Raw genomic sequence first — 18,460 nt, 5'->3', positions numbered from 1 at the left:
CGAAGACGACCGCTCGTCGGGCACGGCGCAACGCTGTACACCTGTGGTTGTGGATCGAGCATATGACGTCGCCGCCCCCTGCCGCCCCCTTCCAGATGGGGGGCAAGTCCGCTGAAGGCTCACTTCCTTCAATCGCCCCTTTGATTCCCCCCTCCAATGTAGGGGAGCGACGCCCGCTCACGCCGTTCATAGTGCGAACGGGCAACCGGGACCGCGTGCGCGTCGCGCGCACGTCCGGCCCGTGTCGCAACGCCATGCAGTGGACGCGCCTTGCCGCGCGCGCCACCACGCACGTCCAACCAGGAGAGAGAACACATGACCGATGTATCCGCAGCGTTCCTGAGCGAACAGGAAGTGATGATCCGCGACTCGGCGCGCACCGTCGCCACCGAACTCGTCGCGCCGACAGCCGCCGAGCGCGACCGCACCCACGCATGGCCGGCCAGCGAGCTCGCTGCCGTCGGCAAGCTCGGCTTTCTCGGCATGCTGGTGCCCGAGGAATACGGCGGCTCGGGCGCGACTTTCGTCGACTACTGCCTCGCCCTCGAAGAATTCGCCGCCGCCGATGCGGGATTCGCCACCGTCGTGCACGTTCACAACACCATCGCGGGCCTGATCGCCGAGTTGGGCAGCGAAGATCAAAAGAAGCGCTTCGTGCCGCGCATGGTCACGGGCGAGCGTTTTGGCGCCGGTCTCTTTTCGGAGCCGCAGGCGGGATCGGACACCGCCGCGTTCCGCACCTCGGCCAAACGCGATGGCGATCATTACGTGCTGAACGGCAACAAGCAGTTCATCTCCAACGGCAATCAGGCCGGTGTCGCCGTGGCGCTCGCGATCACCGACCAGGCGTCGGGCAAGAAGGGCGCGAGCATGTTCATCATCGACACGTCCGAGCCCGGCTACCATGTGGCGCGCGTCGAGGACAAGCTCGGTCAGCGCTCCGCGCACCTCGCGCAGATCCAGCTGATCGACTGCCGCGTGCCGGCGGCGAACCTGATCGGCGACGAAGGCAGCGCGTATCGGCAGATGTTGCGCGGCATGTCGGAAGGTCGCATCGCGATTGCGGCCATCGCCGTCGGCACGGCCCGCGCCGCGCTAGACGCAGCCGTGCGCTATGCGAAGGAACGCGAAGCCTATGGCGCGCCGATCATGGAGCTGCAAGGCGTCGCGTTCGACCTGGCCGACATGGCGACCCAGGTGGAGATCGCGCATCAGTTCGTGCTTCACGCGGCGCGCCTTCAGACAGCCGGTTTGCCATGTACCAGGGAAGCATCGATGGCCAAGCTGTTCGCGAGCGAAATGGCCGAGAAGGTCTGCTCGGATGCCCTGCAGATTCATGGCGGCTACGGTTATCTGAGCGACTTCCCGGTCGAGCGTTACTACCGCGACGTACGCGTGACGAAGATCTACGAGGGCACGAGCCACATCCAGAAGCTCATCATCTCGCGCACGCTTTGAGGGTTGGCATAACGGCAAGAGCGCGCTCGTTGCCGTTTGCGGGGGAACGCGGCAGTGATGTCCTCGTTCCCCGCAGGGGGATGTTCCGGGTCAACGTCCTGGGTTTGCAGAGGGTGTCCGCTCAAACTCGACCAGGCTGAGGTATCTTCAGACCGCGCTCACACCGCCGTCCACCGCGAGGATCTGCCCGGTAATGTGCTTGCCGGCCTCGCTCGCGAAAAGCACGGCGGCGCCCTTCAGGTCTTCGTCGTCGCCGAGCCGATTGAGAGGCACCTCGGCGCACATGTTCCCGACGCCGATCCGCTCGAGCGAGCCCTGTGTCATCTTCGAAGGGAAAAAGCCAGGCGCGAGCGCGTTCACGGTGATGCCGTGCTTGCCCCATTCGCCCGCCAGTGTCCGCGTGAAGTTGACGACGGCCCCCTTGGACGTGTTATAGGCAATCGTCTCCATCGTCCCGGGTGCATTGCCGGCCAGCCCGGCGACCGACGCCACGTTGACGATGCGGCCATATTTGCGCGGGATCATCGACAGCTTGCCGATGCGCTGCGTGAGAAGGAAGAGTCCGCGGATGTTCAGGTTCATCACCTTGTCCCACGCGGCGAGCGGATAGTCTTCGGCGGCCGCGCCCCACGTCGCGCCAGCATTGTTCACGAGAATGTCGACGTATCCGAACGCGGCCAGTGTCTCGTCGGCCAGACGCGCGATATGCTCTTCGCACGCGCCGTCCGCGGCAATCCACGCGGCCTCGATATCACGCGAACGGAGATAGCGGACCGCCTCGTCGAGTTCATCCGCCTTGCGCGCTGACAGCATGACGCGCGCCCCCTGCTCGCCCAGCGCTTCGGCGATCTGCAAGCCGAGTCCGCGCGAGCCCCCCGTCACGAGCGCGGTACGGCCCGCGAGACTGAAAAGTTGCTGTGTGGTCCGCACGGTGACTTCTCTCCCTGTACCGGCTATGTCGAGGCGACTGCTCACTGGGCCGCCAACGCGACGGCCTGTGCTTCGGGAAACTTCCAGCGGCCGTCCAGTACTTCGGCGCGCGGGCGGTACATGCGGACCATGTAGTTCCAGCCAGCCGTGACCGGCAGGCAGTTGGGCACGCCGTCGCCGCAGCCGCCGAACTGCACGGTCACGGCACCATCCGCGTCCTTCTTCGCCTGAACGTTGTTGAGCGTGTACGCGGCCTGGGCGTTCGGTTCGAAGTAACCCTTCTCGTTGTAGACACTGATCGACCAGAAGCCATCCACCGGCACGTCAGCCACCCTCAGCCGATAGACCGTGCCGCCATCATTGCGGCGCGGCGTCACGTTGAGGTAGATGGCGTCCTTGTCCGGATTGCCGCCCCATGCGATGGCCGCGCCAATCAGGTGACGCACGGGCGCAACGTCGCCCGGCGCGCCAAACGCGCCGTTCAGGTCGGGCAGCGTCGTGCCGAGTTGGATCAACGCGTTGCGCACGCGCTTTTGCGAGGCGCTGTCCCAGGAGGGCACGCCGAAGCTGCCCGTTGACGGCTGTTGCCATGCGATGCCGTCCTGCAGCGCATGAGCGGCCTGCATGTCCGCCGCATTCCGCACATCGGCCAACGTGCGCACGCCGATCAGCACGTAACGCGTGCCAACCTGCTGGCGGGTGAACGTGTAAGGACCTTTGCCGTAAGCGACAAAGGGCACGTACTCGTCCTCGCTGATGGCGACAATCGAGCGGAAGCGCGTGCCGGCCTCCGGCAGCGTGACCGTCACAGGTCCCGCGTCGAGATCGAACACGCCCACCGAATAGAGGGTGTCCCGGTTCGCACGCACCACGGCTTGCCGGTCGATCGGCATCAGTTCGCGGTAGTGATGGAACCTGCCGAAGCCATCCTGCCTGACGACCGTTGCGAAGTACGTGTCGGTTTCGGCACGCACGAAATTGTCCGCCGTCACTGCGACCGGTTGCGATGCGGCGGCAGTCTGCGCAGCCAACGGCGGCGCGACGGCCGCCACGGTGGAAAACCATGCCGCCACACACAGCGCACGAAAGTACGATTTCATTGCCTTTCCCCAGTAGTCCTTTCCTTATCGAATCGGGATGATTCACCCGGAGTTCAGGGTGACCCGACCTATTGCCGTACTACTTCGTCGCGAAACGCGCGCAGGCGTCGCGGAAGAACGTCGATCGCACGAGATCGCGCTGCGCTTCGCGCTCGGCGGCGAGCATCTGATTCATCGAGACCTGGCCTGCGCCGTCGACGAGGCGGCGGCACCCGATGACTGCCTCGGTCGGCAACATGGCGAGCTTCTTTGCAATCGCGAGCGCCTGCGGCATCAGTTCCGTATCGTCAAGACAGCGCCATGCGAGACCCCAGCTCTCCGCCTGTTCGCCGCTGATGCGATCGCCGAGCAGCGCCATGCCGAGCGCGCGCGGACGTCCGAGCGCACGCGCGATCACCCAGTTGATGCCGAAATCCGGCACGACGCCCAGTTGCGTGACCTGCGGCACGAGGAAGTATGCCGAGCGCGCGCACAGCACGATGTCCGCGGCCAGCGCATAGCCGAGCGCGCCGCCCGCGCAGGGGCCGTTGACGGCGCTGATGACCGGCACCGGCGACTCGGCGATGAAGCGCGTAATCGGGTTGCCGAGCTCCTCCATGAGCGCGCCGATGGTGCTCGACAGCACGTCCTCGCCTTGCTGCGCGAGCGCGTGAAACAGGTGCACGTCGCCGCCCGCCGAGAACACGCGCCCGGCGCCCGTCAATACGATCGCGCGAGCATCTTGCGCGACGACTTCACGAAACGCGGCGCCGAGTTGCTCGAGCATCGCGCGATCGATGACGTTCCACGGCGACGCGCCCTTCATCACGAGGACCGCGACGCGCTCGTCCCAGCTGATTTCAACCATGGCTTGACTCCAGGCCGGCGCGCTGACCGGCCACGTACGTTGCGGTTACGCCTTGCCGAGAATGGCGATGTGTTCGAGCGCCTCTTCCACACGCCACAGACCGCCGCCGTTGCCCTGAATCGCAAAGCGCGCACCTTCGACCTGACGCGGGCCGCAGTTGCCGCGCAGTTGCTCGACCAGCTCGAAGATCTGGCCGAGGCCGGTCGCCCCGATCGGATGGCCCTTCGATTCGAGACCGCCCGACGGGTTGACCACGATCGAACCGCCCAGCGACGTCTCGCCACTTTCGGCGAGGATGCCGCTCATGCCCGGCTCGCGCAGGCCGAGACCTTCGAACGTGATCAGTTCGCCGATCGCGGTGGCATCGTGCAACTCGGCGACGTTGATTTCGGATGGGCTGATGCCGGCCTGCTCGAACGCGTCCTTCGCGGCTTGCGGCGTGCAGGCGTTCGCGTAGTCGTCGGCGGCGCGGGCCGAGCCCGAGCGCAGCACGCTCGCCATCACCTTGACCGCGCGGCTACGGTCGAAGCCGTACTTCTTCAGCGCGCTTTCCGTGCAGAGAATCGCGGCGGCGGCGCCGTCCGAGATCGGCGAGCACATCGGCAGCGTCATCGGGTAAGTGATCGGCGGTGCGGCCAGCACTTCGTCGATCGTCATCGGCTTGCGGTATTGCGAGCGCTCGTTGTGCACCGAGTGGTTGTGGTTCTTCGACGCGACTGCCGCGATCTGCCGCTGGGTGATGCCGAAGCGCGACATGAACGCGCGGCCGAGCGCCGCGTAGACGTCCATGAACGGGCTGTACGGCTTGTCGGACTGCGAGCCGGGTGGCGGCACGATGTCCTTGCCCATGTCGGCGAGGCAGTTCTTGTTGTCGTCGAGCGTCTCGATGTCCCACGCCGACTCGAAGCACGAGAACATCTTGGCCTTGTCGTTCGAGTACATCTTTTCGGCGCCCACGGCCAGCACGACGTCCGCCGCGCCCGCGCGCATCTGCATGACAGCGAGATTGAACGCTGCGCTCGACGAAGCGCACGCGCCTTCGACGTTGTAAATCGGAATCCCGCCAAGGCCGATCGGCAGGAGCGCCACCTGGCCGCGAATCATGTGCTGGCCATCGAAGTGGCCTTGCGCCGTATTGCCGAAGAATGCAGCCTGGACCCACTTGCGGTCGCAACCGGCGTCCTTGAGCGCGTCCTCGACCGCCCACGCGGTGAGCTGCTTGACGCTCTTGTCCATGTGACGGCCAAACGGCGTCATGCTCACGCCGACGATATAAATGTTTTCCATGGTTTCCCCAAAAATCGAACGAACCCGCGCGGCCGCGCCGGGATCAGTAGCCCTTGAATTCCGGCTTGCGCTTCTCGACGAACGCGCGTAGCCCTTCCTGAATGTCGTACGAACGCTGGTGGTTGCGCAGTTCCAGCACTTCATGGCGCAGCGCGTCGGCGACCGGCTTGTCCGCCGATTCGTCGGCCACGCGCTTCATCTTCGTGAGCACGAGCGGGCTTTTCGCCGCCAGCTTCTCGCCGATTGCCTGTACACGGTCGAGCAATTCCGCATCGGCGACCACTTCGGCCACGAGGCCGTACTGCTTCATCTCTTGCGCCGACACGGAATCGCCCGTGAACAGCAGATATTTCGCAATGTTCACGGGGATCTTGCGCGGCAGCACCGCTGCGCCGCCGCCGCCCGGGAACACGCCGAAGTTCGAATGGGCGTCGCCGAAACGCGCACTCTCCGCCGCGATCACGAAGTCGCAAGTCATCACCGCTTCGAGGCCGCCCGCGAGCGCGAGACCGTTGACGGCGGCGATGACCGGGCGCGGAAACGCGCGCATCGTGTCGAACAGGTCGATGATGGTGTCCAGAAAGTCCTTCTCGCCCGGTTGCGCGGGCGCGCCGGCGGTCTTCAGGTCCGCGCCGGCGCTGAAAGCGCGGCCGGTGCCGGTCACGGCGACGACCCGCACCTGCGGGTCGTCCCGCCATTGCACGAGCTTCGCGGTGATGCCTTCCACCATCTCGCGCGACAGCGCGTTCATGGCTTCCGGACGCGCTAGGGTGATCCAGCCTACCGGGCCTTTCAGTTCAAACGTGACGCTCATCTATTGCTCCCAATCCATGTCAGTCCTGGCGAAAAATCGTCCGCTGCAAATCGTGCGCGCGGCGCGGCGGCAGTGTGGGGGCCGGAACACGGGGTTCCGGCGAGCCCGGCGCAGCGGGGGCGCGCCGTACGTGCATTGCAAAGATAGAGCTTCGACCAGGCCCTATCCCCTCTATTTGCGGGGGGGCCGCAAACCTGGACGAATGGGCACAATGACCTGCGTGATAACTCGGGGCCGTCGCGCCGATTGCCCCAGATCCAGACACCGCCATGACGTTGCAGACACCTCTGTCCGACCAGCCCGATGCGTCGGGGAAATTCGCGCCGCCGCGCGTCGGCCCGCGCCTCATCGTGCGCAAGCGGCTTCTCGAGCGCCTGCGCGACGCCCATCTGTGCGCGCTGACGCTCATTACCGGCAGCGCCGGTTTCGGCAAGACCAGCTTGCTCGTGCAATTGCGCCAGGAACTGATGAAGGATGGCGCGGAAGTCGCCTGGCTCGCGCTCTCGGCGGACGATCAGCACGGGGCCGTGTTCCGGCACGACCTGCTCGGCGCCCTCGCGCGACTCGGCGTCGCGCCGGAAGACATCCCCGGCGCCGAAGACGACGATCGGGCGTGGCCGGTCGAGCCTGTCGCGGCGACGATCATCGCGCTCGCGGAGCGCGTTGCGAAGCACATCTATCTTTTCGTCGACGACTATCATCACGTCGACGACCCGTGGGCGCACGAGCTGATGCGCAAGCTGGTCACCCACAGCCCTGCGAATCTGCACATCGTGATCGCCTCGCGCACCACCCCGCCGCTGTCGCTCAGCCGTCTGCGGGTGTACGGCCAGCTCGCCGAAGCCGGCTTCGAGGACCTGCCGTTCAGCCTCGACGAGACCCAGGCCTTCTTCGAACAGAATCTCGCCACGCTCAAGCTGACGGCCGACGAACACCAGCTGATCCAGGACGTCACGCACGGCTGGCCGGCCAGCTTGCAGCTCATCGCGATCATGCTGCGCAACCGGCCCGCCACGCGCAGTCAGTTGCCGATGTTCCTGCGCCGCTCGGGTGATCTGCAGAACTATCTCGCCGAGGACGTCATCGCGCAGGTACCGACGGAGATGATCGCGTTCCTCGAGATGCTCGCGCCGCTTCGGCGCTTCAACGCGGCATTGGCCTCGCACGTCACGGGCCAAACGCGAGCTGCCGATCTCATCAAACGCGCCGAGGAGGAGTACCTGCTGATCCAGCGCGTCGAAAGCGAGGACCGCACGCCCTGGTATCGCTTTCATCCGTTGCTCGGCGATTTTCTCGGCAACCGGCTCGCCGCGCGCAACGGCGACATCGTGCAGGCGCTGCACCGCAGCGCGAGCGCGTGGTTCGCGAGCCAGCAGAGGCTCGTCGATGCCGTGCGTCATGCCAAGCTCGGCGGCGACCTCGCGCTCGCGGTACGAACGATTGAAAGCGCGATGCCGGCCGACTGGCGTTTCAGCGCCGTCGGCGCGATGGTCCAGTTGCTCGACCATTTACCCGCGGACACCCACTTCGCGCATCCCCGGCTCGCCTTTCTCGGCTGCCTGACCTATGCCCTGACAGCACGACCCGCGCAGGCGCAGCGCTGGCTCGATCAGTTGAAGCGCAGCGACTCCGCGCGCCTGCCGGGCATGGACATCCAGCTCGCGCTGGCCGAAGCGACCATCGCGATGCAGCGCGACGACAACCAATACGTCCTCGCGTTGCTCGAGCGCCCGCAAGAGTCGTGGCCGTCGAACCCGACCCTGCAATACGTCTATATCGGTGCGTTGGTGACGTCCTTCGCGCAGGAGGGCCGCATCCGTGAAGCGCTGCGCCTGCACGACGAACACGCCGTGCAGAGTGACGATCGGGGCAGCGAGATCGCGCTGATGTTCGAGGCCACGCTGCCCGCGACCTATCTGAAGCAAGGCCAGGTGCGCGAGACGGCGCGGCTTGGCGCGGCACTGCTCCAGCAGGCCGAGACGACCTACGGGAGGCACTCCGTCTGCGCCGGCCTGTGCGCCGCCATGCTCGGCGACGCGTACTACGAGCTCGACCGCATTGCCGATGCGCGCGACGTGCTCGCCAACCGGACCAGCCTGCTGAGCGCCTCGTGGCCCGACGTGATGGTGCAGGCGTCGCTCGTTCACGCCCGGCTCGCCCGCATCGATCAGGGTCCCGCGGCGGCTCTCGCCTTTCTGCAGCGCCAGGCCGCGCACTTCCAGGATCTCGGCTTGCCCCGGCCCGCCGCGTTCATGCTGGGAGAAGCGGTGCGCATCCTGCTTGCCGACGGCGATCACGTGCGGGCGCAAGGCATGCTGACGCCGCTCACCGCCCTCGCCGTCGCCGACAAGGACAGCCCGCACCCGGCCGCAGAGACGCGTGCCATCGCGGCGCTCGCGTGCGCACGTCTCGCGCTGGTGAATTGCAACGCTGCCGAAGCACTCAACGCCCTCGAACAGGTGCGCGAGTTCGCGCTATCGGCGGGCCGCGATCGACTGCTCGTGCGTGTGAACCTGCTTGCCGCGGCGGCCTATGAGGACATCGAGCAGGCGTCGTCAGCGCGGCAATGCCTGGTCGATGCGTTGAACGCGGGCGCGGCTCTCGGACTCGTGCGCACGTTCATCGACGACGGCGCACCACTCGCGCCGCTGTTCGGCACGCTGCGCAACGCAGCGACGCTATCCCCGCAAGCCAGGGCGCTGCTCGACTCGCTGCTGAAGCCCAGTTCTGCCTCGACCCCGCCGTCCACCCGCCCCCGCAGGGAAGACGCCCAGACTCTCGCGCGCGAAAGCGTCAACCTCACGCCGCGCGAACGCGAGATCCTGTTGCTGATCTCGCAGGCCATGTCCAACAAGCGCATTGCCCTGACGCTGAACATCTCGGTCGGCACCACGAAATGGAACGTGCGCAACATCCTCACGAAGCTCGGCGTCTCCTCGCGCTACGACGCCATGACGTGGGCGCGCGAGCACGGCCATATCGAGTGAGCGGGCGGCGAAAGCCCGGCAGCCAGGCTTCGCGCGGGGTCGCGCACACTCTGCGCAGCACCTGCCCCTGCCGCGAATAGGGGGCGGCGCGACACGACGCCCCCTTTCCTTCCGAGGGGTGTCTGCGCTCGGCGTGCTCTCTATCATTGGCCGCATTCAATGATGATGGGGAAACCATGGCACCCTCCAGGCAAGGCCCGCTCACCGGCGTGCGCGTGCTCGAAGTCGCGGGCATCGGACCGGGACCGTTTTGCGGCATGTTGCTCGCGGATCTGGGCGCGGACGTGGTCGTGGTCGATCGCATCGACCCCGACGCCGACCGCATCGATCTCGGCAATCACGACATCCCGAATCGCGGCAAGCGCTCGCTCGCCGTCGATCTGAAAACACCCGAAGGTGTCCAGACCGTGCTGCAACTGGTCGAACGATGCGACGCGCTGATCGAGGGCATGCGGCCCGGCGTGATGGAGCGCCTAGGCCTCGGCCCGGACGTGTGCCTGCAACACAACCCGCGGCTCGTCTATGGCCGCATGACGGGCTGGGGACAAACCGGCCCGCTCGCGCATGCCGCAGGGCACGACCTGAACTACATCGCGCTGTCTGGCGCACTGTGGTATTCGGGCCAGCCGGGCGAGCCGCCGATCACGCCGCCGAGCCTCGTCGGCGACATTGGCGGTGGCGCGCTCTATCTCGCCGTGGGGCTGCTCGCGGGGATCATGCATGCGCGCGCGAGCGGCGAAGGGCAAGTGGTGGACGCCGCGATCGTCGACGGCAGCGCGCACATGATGACCTTGCTGCTCGCGCTTCAGGCATCCGGCAAGTTCACGGCGGAACGTGGCCAGAGCCTGCTCGACGGTCCGCATTGGTACAACACCTATCGCTGCGCGGACGGCGGAATGATCTCGGTCGGCTCGCTCGAACCCAAGTTCTATCGCCTGCTGCGCGACAAGCTCGGTTTCGCCGACGACCCCGCATTCGACAAAGCCTACGACGCCAGCGCATGGCCCGAGCTGCGCCAGCGCTTCGCCGATCTCTTCGCCACCCGCACACGCGATGACTGGTGCGCGCTGCTCGAAGGCAGCGATGCCTGTTTCGCGCCCGTACTCAGTCCCGACGAAGCCGCGCTGCATCCACACATGCAGGCGCGCGGCGTCTACACGCACGAGAACGGCGTCCTGCAGGCCAACCCTGCGCCGCGCTTTTCGGTCACACCGCTACCCGGCCCGGGTCCGATCCCGCGACGCGGCGAACACACGCAGGAAGTTCTGCGCAACTGGGACGCGCGCTGAGCGCCGCTGGCCCGGTCCGCACCGCCCCCACACAAGGACGACGATCCATGAGTAAAGATCTTTCCAGCCTGTTCCTCAGCGAAGAGCAAATCATGATTCGCGACTCGGCACGCCGCGTCGCGAACGACCTCATCGCGCCAACGGCCGCCCAGCGTGACCGCGAATCCGCATGGCCGCGCGCGGAAATCAAGGCGCTCGCCGAACTGGGCTTTCTCGGCATGCTAGTGCCCGAAGCTTACGGTGGCACGGGCGCGGGCGTGCTGGACTTCTGTCTCGCGCAGCATGAGTTCGCCGCTCACGACGCGGGCCTTGCCACGATCCTGCACGTCCACAACTTCACAGCCATGTGCATCGCGAAGAACGGCACCGAAGCGCAGAAGCAGCGCTTCCTGCCCGCGATGGCGAGCGGTGAGTCGATCGGCGCGTTCCTGCTCTCCGAAGCCCATGCCGGCTCGGACACGGCGGCTCTGCGCACGAGCGCGGTACGCGACGGGGATCATTACGTACTCAATGGCTCGAAGCAGTTCATCTCCAACGGCAGCGAGGCCGGCGTGGGCGTGGCGTTCGCGATCACCGACAAGGCGGCCGGCAAGCGCGGCGCCACCACGTTCATCGTCGATCCGTCGCAGCCCGGCTACGTCACGACGCGCGTCGAGGACAAGCTCGGTCAGCACACCGCCCACACGGCGCAGATCGCGCTCGAAAACTGCCGGGTGCCTGTTGAGCACCGGCTTGGCGCCGAGGGGGACGGCTACCGAACGGTGATGAGCGGTTTGTCGGATGGCCGCATCGGGATCGCCTTCATCGCGGCGGGCGCGGCGCGCGGCGCGCTCGATGCGGCGGTGAAGTACGCCAACGAGCGTGAGGCTTATGGCGCGCCCATCGCACGACTGCAGGGCGTCGCGTTCGATCTGGCCGACATGGCCGCGCAAGTCGACGTGGCGTTTCAGTACTGCCTCCATGCCGCCCGGTTGTGCGACGCGGGGGCGGACTGCATGAAGGAAGCGTCGATCGCCAAGCTGTTCGCGAGCGAAATGGCCGAAAAGGTCTGTTCGAGCGCGCTGCAGATTCACGGGGGATATGGCTATCTGTGCGACTTCCCGGTGGAGCGCTATTTGCGCGACGTGCGCGTCTGCAAGATCTACGAAGGCACGAGCCACATTCAGAAACTCATCATCTCGCGTCAGTTGGCCTGACTCCGCATTCGAAACATCGCCCCCTACTAACGGGGGGTGATTCGATGCGCCATATCCCGTAATTTTCAAATCTGAGTCGCCTTCCGGGCCGAGCGAGCACGGTGGACGACATCAGATGTTCGTGCTTTCCCAGATCGACTGCGGCGACGAACCGGGTGGTAGCGCAGCGCCTGCCGGCGCCCGGCCCGCTCGCCGGCCAGTCACGGTCAATTACCACAACGGCAGGAGACGCCATGAAACGCATCATCCCAGCTTTGCTTCTTGCAGCTGGAGCGACGCTGGTCATCTCGCACGCGGTCGGCGCGCAGACGATCACCGAACCCACGAAGGAACAGGGCCTGGCCGGCTACGACCAGCCCAACCAGTACCTGGCGTCCCGCACGGTCAAGCTCGCGGACAACATGGAACCGGTCATTGCGCACGCGGATCAGCAGCAGGACGCCGTCCGTAAGCTCCAAGCACTGCAACAGAAAACCGGCAAGCGCCCCAACATCGTGGTCTTCCTGCTCGACGATGTGGGCTATAGCGACTTCGGCTTCAACGGCGGCGGCGAGGCCGTGGGCAATGCCACACCCGACATCGACCGCATCGCCAACCAGAGTCTGGTGCTGACGTCGGCCTACTCGCAGCCGAGTTGCTCGCCGACCCGCGCGACCATCATGACCGGGCAGAACCCCGCCCACCACGGCATCCAGATCCCGCCGATGTACGGTCAGCCGGGCGGCCTCGAAGGGCTGACGACGTTGCCGGAACTGCTCTCGCGCGCCGGTTACACGACCCAGGCGGTCGGCAAGTGGCACATGGGCGAGAACACGGGCTCGCAGCCGCAGAACGTCGGCTTCGACGATTTCCGCGGCTTCCTTTCGGTCTCCGATATGTACACCGAGTGGCGCGACCCGCAATACAACCCGGAAATCGCGTTGAGCCCGCAGCGCTATAAATACATTCTCAATCTGCCATTCAACAAGAGCGACGTGCACGCCGTGAAGGGTGGACAGATCGAGCCCCTGTACGAGATCAACACCGACACCATCAAGGACCTCGACACCAAGTGGCTCGATTACACCGTCGGGTTCCTCGACCGCCAGAAGAACGCGACCAAGCCGTTCTTCCTGTACTACGCGCCGCGTGCCTGCCACTTCGACAACTATCCGAACGACTACTACGCCGGACGCTCGGCGGCGCGCACGAACTACAGCGATTGCATCGTGCAGGTCAACGACATGTTCAAGAAGCTGATCGACACCTTGAAGGCGAACGGCGAACTGGACAACACGATCGTCTTCTTCACATCGGATAACGGCCCCGAGCAGGAAGTCCAGCCCGCTGCGCGCTCCATGTTCCGTGGCGGCAAGGGTTCGACCTGGGAGGGCGCAGTGCGCGCGCCGTTCTTCGTCTATTGGAAGGGCATGGTCGAGCCGCGGCGCTCCGATGGCCTGTTCGATTTCGCTGACCTGTTCAACACCTCGGTGGCGCTCGCCGGCACGTCCGGCGCGGGTCTCTCGAAGCTCGTGCCGCCGACGACGTACATCGACGGCATCGACCAGACCTCGTTCCTTGTCGCCGACAAGGGAGTCTCTAACCGGCGCAGCGTCTTCTACTTCTGGAACGACCAGCTTTCCGCGGTGCGTGTCGACGAATTCAAGCTGATGAAGAAATTTCAGCTTCCGGACGCCGTGACCCATCAGGGGTACAACGGCGGCTTCGCGGGGATGGTCGGAGATGCCTGGACCGTATTGGTCTTCAACCTCTACACGGACCCGAAAGAGGAGGAGTCGATCGCGATCCGCCATATTCCGGCCAGCGTGCCGCTCGTGATGGAGTTCGCACGCTATCAGCAGGTGCTCAAGAAGTACCCGCCCAGAACCCAGGCCTCGTTGAAGTAGGCTTGATTGCGCCGACGTCCAACCCGACGTCGGCGCTTTTGGCATTGGAAACAGCAATGAAGCTATCGAACAAGCATTGGCACAAGGCGGGCGCGGTTGCGCTCGCGCTTCTCATGACCGGCACCGCCATCGCCGCGTATGAGCGCTTCAAGGACCCCGCGCCGCTCAGCGTGGGCGACGGCTCGGCCGGCCCGAAGGACATGGTGTGGATTCCGGGTGGAGAATTCGTGATGGGCAGCGCGCACCCGCGCGCGCTGGCCAACGAACGACCCGCGCACGACGTCGAGGTACATGGCTATTGGATCGACCGCAACGACGTCACTAACGCACAGTTCGCGCGATTTGTCGCCGCGACCGGCTATGTCACGACGGCCGAGCGCAAGCCGCGCTGGGAAGATCTCGCGGTTCAGTTGCCACCGGGCACATCCCGCCCCGCCGACGACACACTCGTCCCGGGCGCGCTCGTCTTCACTGGCACCGATGCGCCGGTCGCGCTGAACGACTATTCGCGCTGGTGGAAATTCGTACCCGGCGCGAACTGGCGGCACCCTGACGGTCCGGGCAGCAGCATCGCCGGCAAGGACAATCATCCCGTCGTGCAGGTGTCCTACGAGGATGCGCTCGCTTACTCGCACTGGGCGCACAAACGACTACCGACCGAAGCGGAATGGGAATACGCGGCGCGTGGAGGCCTCGAACAGGCCGACTATGCCTGGGGCAAGGAGTTCGCGCCTGGCGGCAAGAAGATGGCGAACACCTGGGACGATGCGGCTCGTCCGTTTCCCGTCACCGAAGATCGCGGCACGCACGAAAAGGTTCAGGTAGGTACGACGGCCGTGGGCAGCTTCGCGCCGAATGGCTATGGCCTGTACGACATGGCGGGCAACGTCTGGCAATGGGTCGCCGACTGGTATCGCGCGGACGCTTTTCGGACTGAGGCGGCTTCCGGGCATGTTGTCAAAGATCCGCAGGGCCCTGGTTCTAGCTACGACCCCGATAACGGACCGACCGCCTCGGCCCCTGAACGCGTGACGCGTGGCGGTTCGTTCCTGTGCAGCGAAACCTACTGCATCAGCTATCGCACCAGCGCACGCCGCGGCACGGACCCGATGAACAGCATGTCGCATCTTGGCTTCCGGCTCGCGATGGACGAAGACGAGTGGGACCGCGAACGCGTGTTCAAACGGTAAGCCGCGCTCGCTCGGCGGATGCCGAGCGAGCACGAAAGCATCGCAGCCCATGCCGTTCAGAACCACGCGTCCTGCATGTCGAACGCGGTTCTGTCCAACGAGGCAAGCAGGCTCAGTTGCGGACCAACGCGCGGCAATTCCCATCGATAGAAATACGCCGCGGCGGCAAGCTTGCCGCGATAAAACGCGCAGTCTTCCTCGCCTTCAGCGCCAGCGAGAGCCGCCTGCGCCGCAAGCGCCTGCTCGAGCCATATCCACGCCACTACCACGTGGCCGAATGCCTCCAGATAGACCGAGGCGTTCGCGAGCGTCAGCGGGGGATCGTCGGCGGCCCATAGCGCGTCGGTCACCTGTACGAGCCGCGTCAACTTCTCACTGAGCGTCGCGGCGTATTCCACGAGTGCCCTGTCGCCGGTGGCCGTCGCGTTCGCGACGCTCCCCTCCATCCTCTCGACGAGTAGACGCAACGCCTTGCCGTCCTTCATCGTCACCTTGCGGCCGAGCAGGTCTAGCGCCTGGATTCCGTGCGTGCCTTCGTGAATCGGATTCAGTCGGTTGTCGCGGTAGAACTGCTCGACGTTGTATTCGCGCGTGTAGCCATAGCCGCCGTGCACCTGAATCGCCAGGTCGTTCGCTTCGAGGCACCATTGCGACGGCCAGCTCTTTGCGATCGGGGTCAGGATATCGAGCAGCAGCAAGTAGTCCCGCGCATTCTGACTGGCGTTTGCGGCTTCGGCGGCGCGTGTCTCGTCGACGAGCTTCGCGCAATACAGATTGAGCGCGAGTCCGCCCTCGGCGTAGCTCTTCTGCGCCAGCAGCATACGGCGGATGTCCGGGTGCTCGATCAGCTTGACCTGCGGGCTCGCCGGGTTCTTGCCGCCCGCTCCCGTGGCGCGTCCTTGCGGACGGTTGCGCGCGTAGTCGAGCGCATGCAGATACCCCGTATAACCGAGCGCCGCCGCACCCAGCCCTACCCCGATGCGCGACTCGTTCATCATGTGGAACATATAGGTGAGGCCCTGGCCGGGCTCACCCACGAGATAGCCAACCGCCCCCGCTTTGCCGCCAGGTCGATAGGCCACGCCCTCGCCGAAATTCAACAGGCAATTGGTGACGCCTCGATAGCCCATCTTGTGGTTCAGGCCTGCCAGCACCACGTCGTTGTGTTCGCCGCGCGAGCCGTCCTCGCCAACCAGGTACTTCGGGACGATGAAAAGCGAAATGCCCTTTACGCCCGGCACCAGCTTGCCGTCCGGAGCGGGGATCTTCGCGAGCACGAGGTGGACGATATTCTCCGAGAGCTCGTGCTCGCCGCCGGAGATCCACATCTTGTTGCCGCGCAAACGGTATTGCGCGCCGAGCGGCGAATCCGCCTCGTACTCGGCGCGCGTGGTGATGTCCGAGAGCGACGAGCCCGCCTGCGGTTCCGACAGGCACATCGTGCCGAAAAAACGACCCTCCATTTCCGGCCGCACGAACGTGTCGATCTGTTTGCGCGTGCCGTAGGCCAGCAGCAGATTCGCATTGCCGATCGTGAGGAACGGAAAAGTCGTGGTGCCGATGTTGGCGGCGTTGAACCAGCTAAAGCCTGCTTTCTCGACCACCACCGGCAGTTGCATGCCGCCAAGCTCGTAGTCCTGCCCAGCGGCCATCAGGCCCGCTTCGCTGAAGGCATCGAGCGCTTTTTTCACCTCGGGAATGACATGCACGGTCTCGCCGTCGAAATGCGGTTCGTGCTCGTCGTTCTTCTTGTTATGTGTGGCGAAGAGATCGGTGGCGATCTTTTCGCACGTGGCCAGCGCGGCGTCGAAGGTCTCGCGCGAATGGTCCGCATAGCGCGCGGCTGTCGTCAGCTTCTCGACATCGAGCCATTCGTACAGCAGGAAGTTCAGGTCGCGGCGGGAAAGAATCAATGACATGGCGGCGTCCCTCTCAATTGGTTTCGCTGTGTGCCGCCTTGGGGCGCAGCATGTCGTCGAAATCGTCCATCGACGGAAACCGCAGCGGCACGAGGCTGTCGATCTGCCGCAGCCGCTGGCGATACTGCTCCAGCATATCGGCGCGTTGTTCGGGCTTGATATAGGGAACATGCCAGGCAACGAACGGAGGCAGCACGGTCATGCCGGTATAGCCCAGCGTGCCGCGCAGAATCGGCCGGAGCATGTCTTCCAGCTCGCCGTGAATGCCATCCCCGGACAGCATGTGCTGCTGGCCGCCGATGGTCATGGCCAGCATTGCCTTCTTGCCCTTCAGTCCGCCACGGTCGTAGAACCGCATTCCGCCATAGCAACGGCCGGAAATGAGGACTCTGTCGACCCAGCCTTTGAGAATCGCCGGCATGGAAAACCAATAGACCGGGAAGTTGAAAATCACCAGATCGGCCCACTCCAGCTTCTCCAGTTCAGCCTGGATGTCGGGCGCCAGTGTTTTCTTCTCGTAGCCGTGGCGCTGCTCCAGTGCATAGACGAGGTAATCGGCATTCGCGCGGCTGCCGAAGTCATCACGGCTCGCTACGGGGTTCCATTGCATGGCATACAGGTCCGATACCTTCACCTCGTGCCCTCGCGCCTGGAATTCCTCGACGGCAAGGTTCTTCATCGATGCGTTGAACGATTGAGACTCGTTGTGGGCGAACACGATCAGTACGTTCATCGCGTCGTTCTCCTGTGCTTTTCTGGTTTAGGGTGGGTGACGCTTTACTTGCGGCGGTCAGCGGCCAGGCGAGCCTGCAGCGCGTCGATGCGGCGATGATTCTCGTCCGAGCCGATATAGCTGCGGAACAGCCACTCTTGAGTTCGCATTGCGCCGTCCAGATCGAGATTCAATAACTGATTGGAAAGACGCTTCGTTTCGAGCAGGCACATGCGATCGCAGTCGGCCATCTCTGTCGCGATGGCCTTCACCGCCGGGAGCAGCTCGCCGTCCGGATACACGCGGCTGACATAGCCCATCCGTTCCGCTTCTGCCGCGTCGTAGATGCGCCCCGTCAGCGCGACTTCCTTGGCGCGGCCGAGCCCGATGATTCGCCACAACGGATCGAGTGCCGGCGTCAGCGCCAGCATCACTTCGCGCTGACCGAACTTCGCGCGGGCGGAGGCGTAGCGGATGTCGCACATCATGGTCAGATCGAAACCGCCTGCGATGGCCGGGCCGCCCACCGCGGCGATGACCGGCTGCGGACAGAAGAGAATCGCGCGGTAGGCGCGATGAAACAGCGCCGTGTACGCTTCGTTCGAGACTTTCTCCAGCTTGCGGATTTCGTTGAGATCGAAGCCCGCCGAGAAATATCGCTCGCCACCCGTCAGGACGACTACGTTGACGTCCTCCCGTTCGCCCAGGCTCGTGAAGGCGGCGATGATTTCCTCGAGCACGTATGGCGCAAGTGCGTTGCCTTTGTCGGGACGGTTGATGGTGATCGTCGCGACCTTGTCTGCGACGTCGAGCAGCAAATACTGATATTCCATTGAAAGTTCCTT

General features: G+C 65.0%; 14 protein-coding genes. 6 read left to right on the top strand and 8 right to left on the bottom strand.

What is annotated here, in order from left to right; all coding sequences use genetic code 11:
- Window positions 1-315 precede the first annotated feature (315 nt).
- Window positions 316-1,458 carry an acyl-CoA dehydrogenase family protein gene (locus tag CI15_RS27770; RefSeq protein ID WP_062134376.1) on the top strand — a complete coding sequence of 381 codons (1,143 nt, stop codon included), beginning with the start codon at window positions 316-318 and terminating at the stop codon, window positions 1,456-1,458.
- A 147-nt stretch (window positions 1,459-1,605) separates the two neighbouring features.
- Here CI15_RS27770 and CI15_RS27765 read toward each other — a convergent pair whose 3' ends face one another.
- The 5 genes from CI15_RS27765 to CI15_RS27745 all read right to left on the bottom strand — a co-directional run bounded on the left by CI15_RS27765 (window position 1,606) and on the right by CI15_RS27745 (window position 6,436).
- The gene (locus tag CI15_RS27765; RefSeq protein ID WP_062134373.1) at window positions 1,606-2,388 is read right to left on the bottom strand and encodes an SDR family oxidoreductase; all 783 of its coding nucleotides are present in this window, start codon (window positions 2,386-2,388) and stop codon (window positions 1,606-1,608) included.
- Window positions 2,389-2,429: 41 nt separating this feature from the next.
- Window positions 2,430-3,488: a DUF1254 domain-containing protein gene (locus tag CI15_RS27760; RefSeq protein ID WP_062134370.1), complete on the bottom strand. Its 1,059-nt coding sequence runs from the start codon at window positions 3,486-3,488 to the stop codon at window positions 2,430-2,432.
- 79 nt (window positions 3,489-3,567) lie between these two features.
- A complete protein-coding gene (locus CI15_RS27755; RefSeq protein WP_062134367.1) occupies window positions 3,568-4,335 on the bottom strand; it encodes an enoyl-CoA hydratase/isomerase family protein in 768 nt (255 codons plus the stop codon).
- A 45-nt stretch (window positions 4,336-4,380) separates the two neighbouring features.
- Complete coding sequence (locus CI15_RS27750; protein WP_062134363.1) at window positions 4,381-5,622, bottom strand: thiolase family protein; 1,242 nt, start codon at window positions 5,620-5,622, stop codon at window positions 4,381-4,383.
- Between the two features lie 43 nt (window positions 5,623-5,665).
- A complete protein-coding gene (locus CI15_RS27745; RefSeq protein WP_062134360.1) occupies window positions 5,666-6,436 on the bottom strand; it encodes an enoyl-CoA hydratase/isomerase family protein in 771 nt (256 codons plus the stop codon).
- 269 nt (window positions 6,437-6,705) lie between these two features.
- Between CI15_RS27745 and CI15_RS27740 the strand changes: the two genes are divergently transcribed.
- The 5 genes from CI15_RS27740 (at window position 6,706) to CI15_RS27720 (ending at window position 14,984) form a co-directional block, all read left to right on the top strand.
- Window positions 6,706-9,423 carry a winged helix-turn-helix domain-containing protein gene (locus CI15_RS27740; protein ID WP_062134357.1) on the top strand — a complete coding sequence of 906 codons (2,718 nt, stop codon included), beginning with the start codon at window positions 6,706-6,708 and terminating at the stop codon, window positions 9,421-9,423.
- 176 nt (window positions 9,424-9,599) lie between these two features.
- On the top strand, window positions 9,600-10,712 hold the full coding sequence (locus tag CI15_RS27735) for a CaiB/BaiF CoA transferase family protein (RefSeq protein WP_062134353.1): 1,113 nt from the start codon (window positions 9,600-9,602) through the stop codon (window positions 10,710-10,712).
- Window positions 10,713-10,759: 47 nt separating this feature from the next.
- Window positions 10,760-11,908, top strand: a complete 1,149-nt coding sequence (locus tag CI15_RS27730; protein WP_062134350.1) for an acyl-CoA dehydrogenase family protein — start codon at window positions 10,760-10,762, stop codon at window positions 11,906-11,908.
- Window positions 11,909-12,141: 233 nt separating this feature from the next.
- The gene (locus CI15_RS27725; RefSeq protein WP_062134346.1) at window positions 12,142-13,794 is read left to right on the top strand and encodes a sulfatase-like hydrolase/transferase; all 1,653 of its coding nucleotides are present in this window, start codon (window positions 12,142-12,144) and stop codon (window positions 13,792-13,794) included.
- A gap of 56 nt (window positions 13,795-13,850) precedes the next feature.
- Window positions 13,851-14,984, top strand: coding sequence for a formylglycine-generating enzyme family protein (locus CI15_RS27720; protein WP_062134343.1), 1,134 nt, complete (start codon window positions 13,851-13,853; stop codon window positions 14,982-14,984).
- 56 nt (window positions 14,985-15,040) lie between these two features.
- On the opposite strand, the gene CI15_RS27715 is transcribed toward CI15_RS27720, so the two are convergent.
- Genes CI15_RS27715 through CI15_RS27705 form a run of 3 tightly spaced genes read right to left on the bottom strand, consistent with a single transcriptional unit; the run spans window position 15,041 to window position 18,448 of the window.
- Window positions 15,041-16,903 (bottom strand): acyl-CoA dehydrogenase, encoded by a 1,863-nt coding sequence (locus CI15_RS27715; protein WP_062134340.1) that lies wholly within the window; start codon window positions 16,901-16,903, stop codon window positions 15,041-15,043.
- 13 nt (window positions 16,904-16,916) lie between these two features.
- The gene (locus tag CI15_RS27710; protein WP_062134337.1) at window positions 16,917-17,636 is read right to left on the bottom strand and encodes an NAD(P)H-dependent oxidoreductase; all 720 of its coding nucleotides are present in this window, start codon (window positions 17,634-17,636) and stop codon (window positions 16,917-16,919) included.
- Between the two features lie 44 nt (window positions 17,637-17,680).
- Window positions 17,681-18,448: an enoyl-CoA hydratase/isomerase family protein gene (locus CI15_RS27705; protein WP_062134334.1), complete on the bottom strand. Its 768-nt coding sequence runs from the start codon at window positions 18,446-18,448 to the stop codon at window positions 17,681-17,683.
- Window positions 18,449-18,460 lie beyond the last annotated feature (12 nt).

The sequence above is a fragment of the Paraburkholderia monticola genome (genome assembly GCF_001580545.1).
In the GTDB taxonomy this organism is placed as follows: Bacteria; Pseudomonadota; Gammaproteobacteria; order Burkholderiales; family Burkholderiaceae; genus Paraburkholderia; species Paraburkholderia monticola.
Note: the sequence above shows the minus strand (reverse complement) of the source record. Positions and strands in the feature narration are given on the sequence as shown.

What these genes read in the sequence shown, in the direction of transcription:
- CI15_RS27770 (WP_062134376.1), top strand. Translation starts at nt 316, where the DNA reads ATGACCGATGTATCCGCAGCGTTCCTGAGCGAACAGGAAGTGATGATC.
- CI15_RS27760 (WP_062134370.1), bottom strand. Translation starts at nt 3,488, where the DNA reads ATGAAATCGTACTTTCGTGCGCTGTGTGTGGCGGCATGGTTTTCCACC.
- CI15_RS27755 (WP_062134367.1), bottom strand. Translation starts at nt 4,335, where the DNA reads ATGGTTGAAATCAGCTGGGACGAGCGCGTCGCGGTCCTCGTGATGAAG.
- CI15_RS27750 (WP_062134363.1), bottom strand. Translation starts at nt 5,622, where the DNA reads ATGGAAAACATTTATATCGTCGGCGTGAGCATGACGCCGTTTGGCCGT.
- CI15_RS27745 (WP_062134360.1), bottom strand. Translation starts at nt 6,436, where the DNA reads ATGAGCGTCACGTTTGAACTGAAAGGCCCGGTAGGCTGGATCACCCTA.
- CI15_RS27740 (WP_062134357.1), top strand. Translation starts at nt 6,706, where the DNA reads ATGACGTTGCAGACACCTCTGTCCGACCAGCCCGATGCGTCGGGGAAA.
- CI15_RS27735 (WP_062134353.1), top strand. Translation starts at nt 9,600, where the DNA reads ATGGCACCCTCCAGGCAAGGCCCGCTCACCGGCGTGCGCGTGCTCGAA.
- CI15_RS27730 (WP_062134350.1), top strand. Translation starts at nt 10,760, where the DNA reads ATGAGTAAAGATCTTTCCAGCCTGTTCCTCAGCGAAGAGCAAATCATG.
- CI15_RS27725 (WP_062134346.1), top strand. Translation starts at nt 12,142, where the DNA reads ATGAAACGCATCATCCCAGCTTTGCTTCTTGCAGCTGGAGCGACGCTG.
- CI15_RS27720 (WP_062134343.1), top strand. Translation starts at nt 13,851, where the DNA reads ATGAAGCTATCGAACAAGCATTGGCACAAGGCGGGCGCGGTTGCGCTC.
- CI15_RS27715 (WP_062134340.1), bottom strand. Translation starts at nt 16,903, where the DNA reads ATGTCATTGATTCTTTCCCGCCGCGACCTGAACTTCCTGCTGTACGAA.
- CI15_RS27710 (WP_062134337.1), bottom strand. Translation starts at nt 17,636, where the DNA reads ATGAACGTACTGATCGTGTTCGCCCACAACGAGTCTCAATCGTTCAAC.
- CI15_RS27705 (WP_062134334.1), bottom strand. Translation starts at nt 18,448, where the DNA reads ATGGAATATCAGTATTTGCTGCTCGACGTCGCAGACAAGGTCGCGACG.